A 13,616-nucleotide genomic window follows, 5' to 3' on the forward strand; every position below is an offset into this window, starting at 1 on the left:
CCCATGTATACCCTGGCCCGCCAGCTGTTGTTCAAACTCTCCCCGGAAACCTCCCACGATCTGTCCCTGGACCTGATCGGTGCTGGTGGTCGCCTGGGGCTCAATGGCCTGGTATGCAAGGCACCGGCAAAAATGCCGGTATCGGTGATGGGGCTCGATTTCCCCAACCCGGTCGGGTTGGCGGCTGGCCTGGATAAAAATGGCGCTGCCATCGATGGTTTCGCGCAGTTGGGCTTCGGTTTTGTCGAAATCGGCACCGTGACCCCGCGACCACAACCGGGCAACCCCAAGCCACGTATCTTCCGCCTGCCGGAAGCCGAGGCGATCATCAATCGCATGGGCTTCAACAACCTGGGTGTCGATCACTTGCTGTCGCGGGTTCAAGCGGCGAAGTACAAGGGGATCCTGGGCATCAATATCGGCAAGAACTTCGACACGCCGGTTGAGCGTGCGGTGGATGACTACCTGATCTGCCTGGACAAGGTCTACGCCCACGCCAGCTACGTCACCGTCAACGTCAGTTCGCCCAACACGCCGGGCCTGCGCAGCCTGCAGTTCGGCGACTCCCTCAAGCAACTGCTCGAAGCCTTGCGCCAGCGCCAGGAAGACCTGGCCGTGCGTCATGGCAAGCGTGTGCCGTTGGCGATCAAGATTGCCCCGGACATGAGCGACGAAGAAACCGTGCTGGTGGCCCAGGCCCTGGTGGATTCGGGGATGGACGCGGTGATCGCGACCAACACCACCCTCAGTCGCGCAGGCGTCGAAGGCTTGTCTCACGGCGACGAAGCGGGCGGCTTGTCGGGTGCGCCGGTGCGTGACAAGAGCACGCATATCGTCAAGGTACTGGCTGCCGAATTGGCCGGGCGCTTGCCGATCATCGCGGTCGGCGGCATTACCGAAGGCAAGCATGCGGCCGAGAAGATTGCCGCGGGTGCCAGCCTGGTGCAGTTGTACTCCGGCTTCATCTACAAGGGGCCAGCGCTGATTCGCCAGTCGGTGGATGCGATCGCCGCGTTACCGAGCCGGTAGGCGCCCGGCTTGCCGGCGATGGCGTACGGAGGATCACCTGCCATTGCGAAGGCGCCACCGCCCAGGCAATAAAAAGGGCTCCTTAAAAGGAGCCCCCTGGGCCGAAGCCCGCCGCCCGGATGGGGCGTGCATGGTAAGTCGTTACAAATTCAAAGGTGGTGTCGGAATTAATTGCCCTTGATTAGCCGACGGCGTGAAGTTCGTTGAGTCTGTGGATGCCCGCAGTGCCAGTCATACCGTCCCAGTTGTCGCCGCGTCCTTCTCGCCAGCCGTTGATCCAGGCTTGGCGTACCGACGGTAGAGTAAATGGGCAAAGCTCACGGGATTTGCCATGAACGCCATATTGATATCCGCGTAAAAATGCTCTTTCCAACGGATCACGCTTAAGTCTTCTCATAGGGTGTTTCCCTCACTTGTTGACTGTCTTGATATCCTTCGGCCTCGTCCGAGGCCGGGCAGAGTTTTTCTGCCGTTGGTGGGCTCGCTGCCGGCGTGGCGAGCCTATGTGTCGGCGTCGTTACGGCGCCAACCTGTGTTGAGTTCTAACCAATAGGTCACATGGATTCAATGATCGTTTTGTCATAAGCACGTAACGATAATGATGCTATAGCCATAAGCTGGGATGGCTTTTCGCCCCATTTATTGGGCAAAGCCAGCTATGATGCACCCTGCAAAGAGGATGGGTTTAATCCTTTAGTGAGAATGTCCGCCCGTTGCAGTCGGTTATTATTCGACGAAGGGTCGGAATATTTCTTTTTGTTGCTGCAAATTCTCCATCTGCCCCGTCAATAAAGGCCCAAAGGCTCGCCAGGCGGGGTGGGACGGCACATTCGTGCCACGCGAGCACTCTTCAAGAAAAGTGCTTGATTGAAAACCGAGCCGGCGATGCGTCGCCCGTTCATTTATTGCTGAAAAGCCTGGAATGCCCCATGTCGGACCGTTTTGAACTCTTCCTCACCTGCCCCAAGGGCCTCGAAGGCCTGCTGATCGAGGAAGCCGTCGGGCTTGGCCTTGAGGAAGCCCGCGAGCACACCTCGGCCGTGCGCGGCATGGCCGACATGGAAACCGCCTACCGCCTATGCCTCTGGTCGCGCCTGGCCAACCGCGTGCTGCTGGTGCTCAAGCGCTTCCCGATGAAGGACGCCGAAGACCTCTATCACGGCGTACTGGATATCGAGTGGGCCGACCACATGGTGCCCGATGGCACCCTGGCGGTTGAGTTCAGCGGCCACGGCTCGGGCATCGACAACACCCACTTTGGCGCGCTGAAGGTCAAGGATGCGATCGTCGACAAGCTGCGCACTCCGACCGGCGAACGCCCGTCCATCGACAAGATCAATCCGGACCTGCGCATTCACCTGCGCCTGGACCGTGGCGAAGCCATCCTGTCCCTCGACCTGTCCGGCCACAGCCTGCACCAGCGCGGTTACCGCCTGCAGCAGGGCGCGGCACCGTTGAAGGAAAACCTGGCGGCCGCGATCCTGATCCGTGCCGGCTGGCCGCGCATTGCCGCTGAAGGCGGTGCGCTGAGTGACCCGATGTGCGGTGTGGGCACCTTCCTGGTCGAAGGCGCGATGATCGCCGCGGACATGGCGCCCAACCTGAACCGCGAGCTGTGGGGCTTCACCACTTGGCTCGGTCACGTCCCGGCGCTGTGGAAAAAGCTGCACGCCGAAGCCGCTGAGCGTGCCGCCATCGGCATGAACAAGTCGCCGTTGTGGATCCGTGGCTACGAAGCCGACCCACGCCTGATCCAGCCTGCGCGCAACAACATCGAACGTGCCGGCCTGAGCCACTGGATCAAGGTATATCAGGGCGAAGTCGGCACCTTCGAGCCGCGTCCGGACCAGAATCAGAAAGGCCTGGTCATCTGCAACCCGCCGTACGGCGAGCGTCTGGGTGACGAAGCCAGCTTGTTGTACCTCTATCAGAACCTCGGCGAGCGTCTGCGCCAGGCGTGCATGGGCTGGGAGGCGGCGGTGTTCACCGGCGCGCCGGACCTGGGCAAACGCATGGGGATTCGCAGCCACAAGCAGTATTCGTTCTGGAACGGCGCGTTGCCGTGCAAGTTGCTGCTGATCAAGGTCAACCCGGATCAGTTCGTCACCGGCGAGCGTCGCACCCCGGAGCAGCGCCAGGCCGAACGTGAGCAAGCCGCTTACGATCAAGCCCCGGCCGAACCGCAAGAGCGCCAGTACAACAAGAACGGCAACCCGATCAAACCCGCCCCGGCCCCCGTGGTCGAGCAGGCGCGCTTGAGCGAAGGCGGGCAGATGTTTGCCAACCGCCTGCAGAAGAACCTCAAGCTGCTGGGCAAGTGGGCCAAGCGCGAAGGCGTGGATTGCTACCGCGTGTACGATGCCGACATGCCGGAATACTCCATGGCCATCGACCTGTACCACGACTGGGTACACGTGCAGGAATACGCGGCGCCCAAGTCCATCGACCCGGAGAAAGCTTCCGCGCGCATGTTCGATGCGCTGGCGGCCATTCCCCAAGCGTTGAACATCGACAAGAGCCGCGTGGTGGTCAAGCGTCGCGAGCGTCAGAGCGGCACCAAGCAGTACGAGCGCCAGAGTGCGCAGGGCAAGTTCACCGAAGTCAGCGAAGGCGGCGTCAAGCTGCTGGTCAACCTCACCGACTACCTGGACACCGGCCTGTTCCTCGACCACCGCCCGATGCGCCTGCGCATCCAGAAAGAAGCCGCCGGCAAGCGCTTCCTCAACCTGTATTGCTACACCGCCACTGCCAGTGTGCATGCGGCCAAGGGCGGCGCGCGCAGCACTACCAGTGTCGATCTGTCCAAAACCTACCTGGACTGGGCGCGCCGCAACTTTTCCCTCAACGGTTTCTCCGACAAGAACCGCCTGGAGCAGGGTGATGTGATGGCGTGGCTGGAGGCCAGCCGTGATGAGTTCGACCTGATCTTCATCGACCCGCCGACCTTCTCCAACTCCAAGCGCATGGAAGGCATCTTCGACGTGCAGCGTGACCACGTGCAGTTGCTCGACCTGGCCATGGCACGCCTGGCGCCGGGCGGGGTGCTGTACTTCTCGAACAACTTCCGCAAGTTCGCGCTGGAGGACAACCTCAGCGAACGCTATGCGGTCGAGGAAATCAGCGACAAGACCATCGACCCGGATTTTGCACGCAATGCGAAGATTCACCGGGCGTGGAAAATCACCGCACGCTGATCACGCCCCTGTAGGAGCGAGCAAGCTCGCTCCTACAGGTGTTTTGCGCTGGTCAAATTCAGGGCCGATGGCTATAACTTAAGGCCTAGCCAAAGTGACACCCCCCGCACGCTGGCGTTGTGAGTGTTGCCTATGCCGTTGCAAGCCGTTCGCCCGAAAATCCTAGGCTTTATCAGTGAGCAGGCGTCGGCTTGGCTGGTGGCATTGGTGGTGTTATTGGCAGGGTTTGCCTTGACGGCGATTGTCGCCTGGGCGGCATCCGACCTCTATCAGCAACAGGTACGCCAACGCTTTCAGTTGCTGGTCAATGAGCGCTACACCCGTCTGCAGGAACGCTTCGAAGACCAGGAGCAACGGCTGAACAGCCTGCGGCGTTTCTTCGTCAATTCCGATGGTGTATCCCGTGAAGAGTTCGACGGTTTTGCCGAGCCCTTGTTGCTGCGCGCCCGCGCTTATTCCTGGGCGCCCCGGGTGTACCGCGAGCAGCGCAGCCAGTTCGAACAGGAGGTATCTGCCCAGCGCGGCATGCCTTTCGTTATCCGTGAACTGAATTCGACCGGTGAACTGGCGCCTGCGCCCGAACGCGATGAATACGTGCCGGTGTTGTACAGCCAGACCCAAAGCCTGCTGGGGGCGCCGCTTGGCTTTGATCTGTTGGCCCAGCCGCTGCGGCGTTCGACCCTTGAGCGCGCGCAGAAGACCGGCAGGCTGGCGGTCTCCCAGCCGATGCAATTGGTAGGCGTAGAACCGGCCTATGCCACCGGGGTTTTACTGGTCGCGCCAGTGAGCCACCTGCCTACGTCCGGGCAATCCCAGAACGAGCCCTACGGCTATGTGATGGCGGTGATCAGCATGCGCCAACTGGTGGCCGACGGATTGCCCAAGTCGGATCGGGATAACCTGGTGATGCAGATCGTCGACACCTCCGACCTGCAGCAACGCGTGCTCTACGAGTCCAACAATGGGGTCGGCGACAGTGACCTTGCCGGCGCGCGTCGCCTCACGTTGGGCGACCATGTGTACGCCCTGAAACTGCGCCCGAGCCAGGTGTTCGACCAGGCCAATCACTCTTCGCTGTCCACGGTGCTGACCATGGGCGGCTTGCTCAGCCTGCTGCTCAGTGCCTTGCTTTATGTGCTGGTGAGCCAGCGCCAGCGCGCGCTGAAACTGGTAGAGCAACGCACCGTGCAACTGCGCCTGCGTGAGCAGGAGTTGCGCGGTGCCCATGGTCAATTGCGCAGCGTGCTCAATGCGGCCACCCAGGTCGCGATCATTGCCACGGACCTGCGGGGTGTCATCAACACCTTCAATGCCGGTGCGGAACAGATGCTGGGGTTCAAGGCCGAACATGTGGTGGGCACGCACACCCTGGAAAGCCTGCACTTGGCGGCGGAACTCGAAGCGCGGTCCGCCAGCCTCAGCGTGTCCGTGGGCAAGCGCATTCCCGCAAGCCAGGCGATGCTGGTGGAAAGCCCGGAGAACCTGCACGAAGCCCGTGAATGGACCCTGATCCGCCAGGACGGCAGCCCGTTGACCGTGAACATGCTGGCCACGGTGTTGCTGGACGACCATGGTTTGTGGATCGGCCACCTGGCGATTTACCTGGACGTCACCGAACAAAAGCGCGCCTACGAAGCCTTGGCTGTCCGGGACCGCCTGCTCAAGAAACTCAGTGCCCATGTGCCCGGCGGAATCTTCCAGTTTACCCTGGAGCCCCACGACAACTGGAAATTCATCTACGCCAGCGACGGCATGCGCGATATCTATGAGATCGAGCCCGGCGTGCTGCAGCAGGATGCGAAGAAAGTCTTCGAGCGTATCCATCCGCTGGATGCCGAGCGAGTGCGTGCCTCCATCCGCCTGTCGGCGTTGCAGTTGAGCCATTGGCGTGAGGAGTACCGGGTGCTGTTGCCGCAGCGGGGCCTGCGCTGGATTCGTGGCGAGGCGACCCCGGAAGAGTTACCCGCAGGCGGTACGCTGTGGCATGGCTATGTGTCGGATATTTCCGATCTCAAGCGCGTGGAAGAAGAGCTGCGCGCGCTGTCCATCACCGACTCCCTGACCGGCATCCACAACCGTCGCTATTTCCAGGATCGTCTCAAGGCCGAGATGGTGCGGCTCAATCGCACCTCGGGGGCACTGTCGGTGATCATGCTCGATATCGATCACTTCAAGCGCATCAACGACCAGCATGGGCATGCCGTGGGGGATGGGGTATTGCAGGAACTGTGCAAGCGCATCAGCCAGCGCCTGCGCCGCACCGATGTGTTCTGCCGGCTGGGCGGCGAGGAATTCATGGTGCTGTGCCCCCACACGGATGGTGATCAGGCCTACAGCCTGGCGGTGGAGTTGTGGGCGTCGCTGCGCAGTGTGCCGATGGAGCCGGTGGGCATCGTCACCGCCAGTTTTGGTGTAGCCAGCTGGCGGGTGGATGAAGGCATCGACGGGCTGCTGCTGCGCGCCGACTCGGCGGTGTACGTGGCCAAGCAGGGCGGCCGCGACCGGGTCGAAGCGCCCCCGGTTTGCTGACTTGGCTTGTTGTTTGATGCTCGGGCGTGGTGAGCGGGCTTGCCCGCGCTGGGCTGCGAAGCAGCCCCCTGGCAGGCGCTGAGAAATGCCTGATTCACCGTGGTGTTCTTAGTGGGGCCGCTTCGCGCCCTAGCGCGGGACAAGCCCGCTCACCACAGTAGCCAGCTCTGTTTTAGAGGACCGGTGCGGCGTTTTAGAGGACCGGTGCGGCCGCCACCACCTTCGGCTGGCGGTACAGGTCGAGCAGCACTTGGTCCAGCACCGACGAAGCCCCCCAGGGTTTCGGATCGTTGAGGATCGCTACCACGGCCCAAGTGTTGCCGTTGTTGTCGCGGCTGAACCCGGCGATGGCACGCACGGTGTTCAAGGTGCCGGTCTTGACGTGGGCTTCGCCGCGCATGGCGGTGGTCTTCAGGCGTTTGCGCATGGTGCCGTCAGTGCCGGCAATCGGCATCGAGCTGATGTACTCGGCGGCGTAAGGGCTTTTCCACGCGGCTTGCAGCATGGCCGCCATCTCGCGAGCGCTGACCCGTTCGGCACGGGACAGGCCGGAGCCGTTCTCCATCACCAGGTGCGGTGCGGTGATGCCTTTCTTCGCCAGCCACTGGCGCACCACACGTTGCGCGGCCTTGGCATCGTCGCCATCGGCATCGTTGCGGAACTGCGCACCCAGGCTCAGGAACAGCTGCTGGGCCATGGTGTTGTTACTGTATTTGTTGATGTCGCGAATGATCTCCGCGAGGTCCGGCGAGAACGCCCGGGCCAGCACCTTGGCATCCTTGGGCACGGGGGCCTGGATGTCACGGCCCTGGATGGTACCGCCCAGTTCCTGCCAGATCGCCCGCACGGCACCGGCGGTGTAGGTGGCGTGATCCAGCAACGACAGGTAAGTCTGCGAGCTGCAGCCATCGGCCAACTGGCCGCTGACCGTTACTGTCACGCTGCCATCGGCGGCGGTGACCGGGTTGTAGCGCACGTCGCCGGTGCACTGCTTGGCGTTGGAGACCTTGACCTGATTGTCGATGCGGATGCTCGCAATCGGCGGCTCGACCGATACCAGCACCCGGCCGGAGTCATTGCGGGTCACGAAGCGCAGGGCCTTGAGGTTGACCAGCAGCGCGTCCGGCTTGACCAGGAACGGCTTGTTCTCGTCGTTGCCATCGTCGTTGAATTCCGGCAACAGCGGCTGGTTGAAGAAGCTGCGATCCAGCACCAGGTCACCGGTGACTTGCTGCACACCGTTGGCGCGCAGGTCGCGCATCAGCAGCCAGAGTTTTTCCATGTTCAGCTTGGGGTCGCCGCCGCCCTTGAGGTACAGGTTGCCGTGCAACACGCCACCGCTGAGGGTGCCGTCGGTGTAGAACTCGGTTTTCCACTGGTGGTTGGGGCCGAGCATTTCCAGGGCCGCGTAGGTGGTGACCAGCTTCATGGTCGAGGCCGGGTTCACCGACACGTCGGCATTGAATACGGTAGGCGTGCCGGGGCCGTTCAGGGGAATCATCACCAGGGACAGCGCAGTGTTTTGCAGCTTGGCTTTGGCGAGTGCCTGCTGAACATTGGGCGGCAGGGTGTTGTTGACGGGGGCAGCGGAGGTGGAAAAGGCCAGCGGAAGGAGAAGACCGGCGAGCAAGACGGAACGCAAAGATTTGATCATAAGAAGTAAAACCCTACTGCTGAGGAGGGTGAAAAAGGCGAGGGGTAAATAAGAAAAATCCCTCAATGGTCATGAAAGTGTCGGCATTATGCCCCAAGGTGGATCCACTTGTAGCTGAACGATAGCTGGTAATCAGCGTTTTTTTTACCGGCAAAGTGCCGCCTGTCCCAGAGAGTCGGGCAATCGCCGCCTTAAACTGCTAAAGTGCCGCCCGTTATTACTTATGAGGATTGTTCCAATGGCGACTAACCGTTCCCAGCGTCTGCGCAAAAAACTGTGCGTTGATGAATTTCAAGAGCTGGGTTTCGAACTGAACCTGGACTTCAACGAAGGCCTGAGTGAAGAAGCTATCGATGCTTTCCTCGAAGCATTCATCAAAGAAGCCATGGAAGCCAACGGTCTGGGCTATGTCGGCGGCGACGACTACGGTCTGGTTTGCCTGCAGAAGCGTGGCTCGGTGTCCGAAGAGCAGCGCGCTGCTGTCGAAGCCTGGCTGAAAACCCGTTCCGAGCTGACCAAGGCTGAAGTGAGCCCGCTGCTGGACGTGTGGTATCCGGAAAAGCCGATCAACGCGGCCAAGTGATACCAAAGAAACGGCGACCCTAGGGGCGCCGTTTTTTTATGCCTTGCGCCCGTTCAGAATCAGCAGCGTCAACACCCCCGCCACAATTCCCCAGAACGCCGACCCGATGGAGAACAGCGTCAAGCCAGACGCCGTGACCATAAAGGTGATCAGCGCCGCTTCACGTTCCTTCGGTTCATTCATGGCGATGCTCAGACCATTGATGATCGAGCCAAACAACGCCAGGGCCGCGATCGACAGCACCAGTTCCTTGGGCAGCGCTGCAAACAAAGCGGCCAAGGTCGCGCCAAACACCCCGGCAATCCCGTAGAACACTCCGCACCACACTGCAGCGGTGTAGCGTTTGTTACGGTCTTCGTGGGCGTGAGGTCCGGTGCAGATCGCCGCGCTGATCGCTGCCAGGTTGATGCCGTGAGAGCCGAAGGGCGACAGCACCAGTGACGCCAGGCCGGTCGCCGTGATCAGCGGCGAGGCGGGCACGTTGTAGCCGTCGGCCCGCAGCACGGCGACACCGGGCATGTTCTGCGACGTCATCGCCACCACAAACAGTGGGATGCCGATGCTGATGGTCGCCGCCAACGAGAAGTGCGGCGTGGTCCATACGGGCGTCGCCACTTCGAGGTGAAAACCGCTGAAGTCCAGCAGCCCCATCAGCCCCGACAGTACGGTGCCGATCACCAGCGCGGCGAGCACCGCATACCGCGGCGACAGGCGCTTGATCACCAGGTAAGTGAAAAACATCCCCAGTACCAGCCCGGTGCGGTGCTGCGCGGCGACGAAGATCTCGCTGCCGATCTTGAACAGAATCCCTGCCAGCAAAGCGGCCGCCAGCGAGGCGGGGATGCGCTTGACCAGTTTTTCAAAGCTGCCGGTCAAGCCGCAAATCGTCACCAGCACGGCGCAGGTGATGTAGGCACCGATGGCCTCGCCATAACTCACACCGCCCAGGCTGGTGATCAGCAGGGCCGCGCCGGGTGTCGACCAGGCAATGGTGATGGGCGTGCGATAGCGCAGTGACAGGCCGATGCTGCACACCGCCATGCCGATGGAAATCGCCCAGATCCATGAAGAAATCTGCGCCGTGGTCAAACCGGCGGCTTGCCCAGCCTGAAACATCAGGACCAGAGAGCTGGTGTAGCCGGTCATCATGGCGATGAAGCCGGCGACAACGGCCGACGCAGACGTGTCGGCCAGTGGGCGCATTGGCGCTTGGGTGGCGTCGTTCATGGAAGGTGTTCCTTTTACCTGGGTTTTTTGCCGTTGCCGGCGCGGATTCAAGCCTAAACTCAAACGTAACGACTCATTGCAATACAGCCGACGGCGCAAACAGCCGTACAGTGTGTTGGCGCACTGGGTTGTGTACAATGTGCCCTGTTTTTAGGTGATACTTGCCAGCGACACGCTGTTGCCGTATTACCGTTAATTCGCCGCCGTTCTCCAAACCCGAGTGCCCATGAACGAACAGTTGCAACCTCTCAAGAAACAACCGCGTGCCGGCAAGGCTGGTCGCAGCGGAACCCAGGACGATATCGTCTACGCGCATATCTTCGAGGCGATCCTCGAACAACGCCTGGCACCCGGTACCAAGTTGAGTGAAGAGGCACTGGGCGAAATCTTCGGCGTGAGCCGCACTATCATTCGCCGCGCCCTGTCGCGCCTGGCCCATGAAGGTGTGGTGCTGCTGCGGCCCAATCGCGGTGCGGTGGTGGCCAGCCCGAGTGTCGAGGAAGCACGCCAGGTGTTTCTCGCTCGGCGCCTGGTGGAACGGGCGATCACTGAATTGGCGGTGCAGCACGCCACGGCCGAGCAGCTGGCCGAGCTGCGCCAGATGGTCAACGATGAACGCGACAGCTTTTCCCGTGGCGATCGCGGCGCCGGCATCCGCCTCTCCGGCGAATTCCACCTCAAGCTGGCCGAAGCGGCGAAGAACGCGCCGCTGATCAGCTTCCAGCGCAGCCTGGTGTCCCAGACCTCATTGATCATCGCCCAGTACGAAAGCGGCAACCGCTCGCACTGTTCCTACGATGAGCACACCCAGTTGATCGATGCGATCGAAGCACGGGACGCGGCCCTGGCGGTGAACTTGATGATGCATCACATGGACCATATCGACAGCAAGCTCAACCTCGATGAAGAGAGCGCGTCGGATGATTTGCATGCGGTGTTCTCGCACCTGTTGCAGACCAAGAAGCCGGGGCGCTCCTCGATCAAACTGTAAGCCTTCCTCAAATGCGCAAAGGCTTGTGTGGTGAGCGGGCTTGCCCCGCGCTGGGGCGCGAAGCGGCCCCAATAAAGACACCGCGTTCTATTTAGTAGAACGCGGTGTCTGGGTCTAGGGCCGCTCCGCAGCCCAGCGCGGGTGCAAGCCCGCTCACCACAACAAGCCCGTTCCCACCTTTGTTTTGTGGTGTGGCTCAGATCAGCGTTGGTGCACCAGTTGCCCGGCCGCATACGTCTGCAACACCGTCCGATCATCCCCCAACGTCATCAGCACAAACAACGTCTCGGCAATGTTCTTCGCCTGCTTCAAGCGATAGCTCAGCAGTGGTGTGGCGTTGTAGTCCAGCACCAGGAAGTCCGCGTCCGTGCCCGGTTGCAGGGTGCCGATCTTGTCTTCCAGGCGCAGCGCCCGCGCACCGCCCAGGGTGGCCAGGTACAGCGACTTGAACGGGCTCAAACGTGCGCCCTGCAATTGCATGACCTTGTAGGCTTCGTTCAGGGTCTGCAGCAGCGAGAAACTGGTGCCGCCGCCCACGTCGGTGCCCAGGCCCACATTCAGTTTGTGCTTCTCGGCCATCGGCAGGTTGAACAAGCCGCTGCCGAGGAAGAAGTTCGAGGTCGGGCAGAACGCGACCGCCGAGCCGGTCTCCGCCAACCGCGCGCACTCGTCATCGCACAGGTGCACGCCATGGGCAAACACCGAGCGTTCGCCGAGCAATTTATAGTGGTCGTACACATCCAGGTAACCGTTGCGCTCCGGGAACAGTTCCTTCACCCATTCCACTTCCTGCGTGTTCTCGCTGATGTGGGTCTGCATGTACAGGTCCGGGTATTCCCCCAGCAGTTGTCCGGCCAGCGCCAATTGTTCCGGCGTGCTGGTCGGCGCAAAACGCGGCGTCACCGCGTAATGCAGGCGACCCTTGCCGTGCCAGCGCTCGATCAGCGCCTTGCTTTCCTGGTAGCCGGATTCGGCGGTGTCGGTCAGGTAGTCCGGCGCGTTGCGGTCCATCATCACCTTGCCGGCGATCATGCGCAGGTCGAGCTTCTCGGCCGCTTCGAAGAACGAGTTCACTGATTGCGGATGCACACTGCCAAACACCAGCGCGGTGGTGGTGCCGTTGCGCAGCAACTCCTTGATGAAAATGTCCGCGACTTCTTCGGCGTGGGCCTTGTCGGCGAACTGGCTTTCGCATGGGAAGGTGTAGGTGTTGAGCCAGTCCAGCAACTGCTCGCCATAGGCGCCGACCATGCCGGTTTGCGGCAGGTGGATGTGGGTGTCGATCAGGCCGGGAGTGATCAGCGCGTCCTGATAATGGGTGATGTCGATGTCGGCGGGCAACGTCGCCAGCAAGTCGCGGGCATGGCCGACGGCACTGATCCGGCCGTTTTCGATGACCAGCAGGCCGTCTTCGAAATATTCATAGGACGCTTCGATCCCCACTTCGGCAGGGTCGGCGAGGCTGTGCAGAATGGCGGCACGGTAGGCTTTGCGAGTCAAAGGCATGGTCGTCTCAATTCTTGGCAAAAGAAGTCAAAGCTTGGCTGCGGCGCGAAGCCACAAGCAGTTTGGCAATGGGTTCGGCGCTGGCGGTGTGCTGGCCGAAATTGGCGTTATAGGTGGCGATGATTTCGCCGGCGATGGAGATGGCGATCTCCACCGGCAATTTGCCCTTCACCTCGGTGAGGCCCATGGGGCAGCGCATGCGTTGCAACTGTGCGGTGTCGAAGCCGCGATCACGCAGGCGGTGTTCGAATTTGACGCGTTTGGTCTTCGAGCCGATCAGGCCGAAGTAGGCGAAGTCATTGCGTTTGAGCAGGGCAGCAGTCAGTTCCAGATCCAGCGCGTGATTGTGGGTCATGACGATGCAGTAGCTGCCCACCGGCAAGTCGGCAATTTCGTCGACCGGCTCTTCGCTGACGATTTTACGCACGCCTTCGGGGATATGTTCCGGAAACTCCTGGTCACGGGAATCGATCCAGCGCACCCGACACGGCAGGCTCGCCAGCAACGGCACCAGTGCGCGGCCGACATGGCCGGCGCCAAACACCGCGATCTGCGCCTGCACCTGGCCCATGGGCTCGAACAGCAGCACGGTCACGCCACCGCAGCACTGGCCCAGGCTTGCGCCCAGGCTGAAGCGCTCCAGATGGGTGTTCTGCTGGCCACGCACAAGCATGTCGCGGGCGATCTGCATCGCCTTGTATTCCAGGTGCCCGCCACCGATGGTGTCGAAGGTCTGGGCGGCACTGATCACCATCTTCGAGCCGGCATTGCGCGGCGTGGAGCCGAGCTCTTCGATGATGGTCACCAGCACGCAGGGTTCGCCTTGGTTCTGCAGGTCGGCGAGGGCGCTGATCCAGTTGTTCATGTCTACCTCAACATCTCTGTTGTCAGTCAGGCCGCTAT

General features: G+C 61.5%; 10 protein-coding genes. 5 read left to right on the top strand and 5 right to left on the bottom strand.

Translation table 11 applies throughout. The features are described 5' to 3' along the window. The first annotated feature begins 3 nt into the window (after window positions 1–3). On the top strand, window positions 4–1,029 hold the full coding sequence (locus tag BM70_RS0100825) for a quinone-dependent dihydroorotate dehydrogenase (protein ID WP_025854238.1): 1,026 nt from the start codon (window positions 4–6) through the stop codon (window positions 1,027–1,029). 181 nt (window positions 1,030–1,210) lie between these two features. On the opposite strand, the gene rmf is transcribed toward BM70_RS0100825, so the two are convergent. Beyond that, on the bottom strand, window positions 1,211–1,426 hold the full coding sequence (gene rmf / locus BM70_RS32040) for a ribosome modulation factor (RefSeq protein ID WP_002553055.1): 216 nt from the start codon (window positions 1,424–1,426) through the stop codon (window positions 1,211–1,213). 532 nt (window positions 1,427–1,958) lie between these two features. On the opposite strand from rmf, the gene rlmKL reads away from it, so the two are divergent. Both rlmKL and BM70_RS0100835 read left to right on the top strand, forming a co-directional pair. Further along, entirely contained in the window at window positions 1,959–4,223 is a 2,265-nt protein-coding gene (gene rlmKL / locus BM70_RS0100830; protein WP_025854239.1) for a bifunctional 23S rRNA (guanine(2069)-N(7))-methyltransferase RlmK/23S rRNA (guanine(2445)-N(2))-methyltransferase RlmL, read from the top strand. 132 nt (window positions 4,224–4,355) lie between these two features. Further along, window positions 4,356–6,752, top strand: coding sequence for a GGDEF domain-containing protein (locus BM70_RS0100835; protein ID WP_025854240.1), 2,397 nt, complete (start codon window positions 4,356–4,358; stop codon window positions 6,750–6,752). A 193-nt stretch (window positions 6,753–6,945) separates the two neighbouring features. Here BM70_RS0100835 and dacB read toward each other — a convergent pair whose 3' ends face one another. Further along, window positions 6,946–8,406, bottom strand: coding sequence for a D-alanyl-D-alanine carboxypeptidase/D-alanyl-D-alanine-endopeptidase (gene dacB / locus BM70_RS0100840; protein ID WP_025854241.1), 1,461 nt, complete (start codon window positions 8,404–8,406; stop codon window positions 6,946–6,948). Between the two features lie 238 nt (window positions 8,407–8,644). Between dacB and BM70_RS0100845 the strand changes: the two genes are divergently transcribed. Further along, window positions 8,645–8,989, top strand: a complete 345-nt coding sequence (locus BM70_RS0100845) for a YggL family protein (RefSeq protein WP_003193255.1) — start codon at window positions 8,645–8,647, stop codon at window positions 8,987–8,989. Window positions 8,990–9,025: 36 nt separating this feature from the next. Here BM70_RS0100845 and BM70_RS0100850 read toward each other — a convergent pair whose 3' ends face one another. After that, on the bottom strand, window positions 9,026–10,216 hold the full coding sequence (locus tag BM70_RS0100850; RefSeq protein WP_025854242.1) for a benzoate/H(+) symporter BenE family transporter: 1,191 nt from the start codon (window positions 10,214–10,216) through the stop codon (window positions 9,026–9,028). Between the two features lie 226 nt (window positions 10,217–10,442). On the opposite strand from BM70_RS0100850, the gene BM70_RS0100855 reads away from it, so the two are divergent. After that, entirely contained in the window at window positions 10,443–11,207 is a 765-nt protein-coding gene (locus tag BM70_RS0100855) for a GntR family transcriptional regulator (protein ID WP_015885332.1), read from the top strand. 201 nt (window positions 11,208–11,408) lie between these two features. Here the strand turns inward: BM70_RS0100855 and guaD are convergent, their stop codons facing one another. Both guaD and xdhC read right to left on the bottom strand, forming a co-directional pair. Beyond that, entirely contained in the window at window positions 11,409–12,713 is a 1,305-nt protein-coding gene (gene guaD / locus BM70_RS0100860) for a guanine deaminase (protein ID WP_025854243.1), read from the bottom strand. Window positions 12,714–12,720: 7 nt separating this feature from the next. Next, entirely contained in the window at window positions 12,721–13,578 is an 858-nt protein-coding gene (gene xdhC / locus BM70_RS0100865; protein ID WP_025854244.1) for a xanthine dehydrogenase accessory protein XdhC, read from the bottom strand. Window positions 13,579–13,616: the final 38 nt, after the last annotated feature.

It is taken from the genome of Pseudomonas sp. CHM02 (genome assembly GCF_000612585.1).
Taxonomy (GTDB): Bacteria; Pseudomonadota; Gammaproteobacteria; order Pseudomonadales; family Pseudomonadaceae; genus Aquipseudomonas.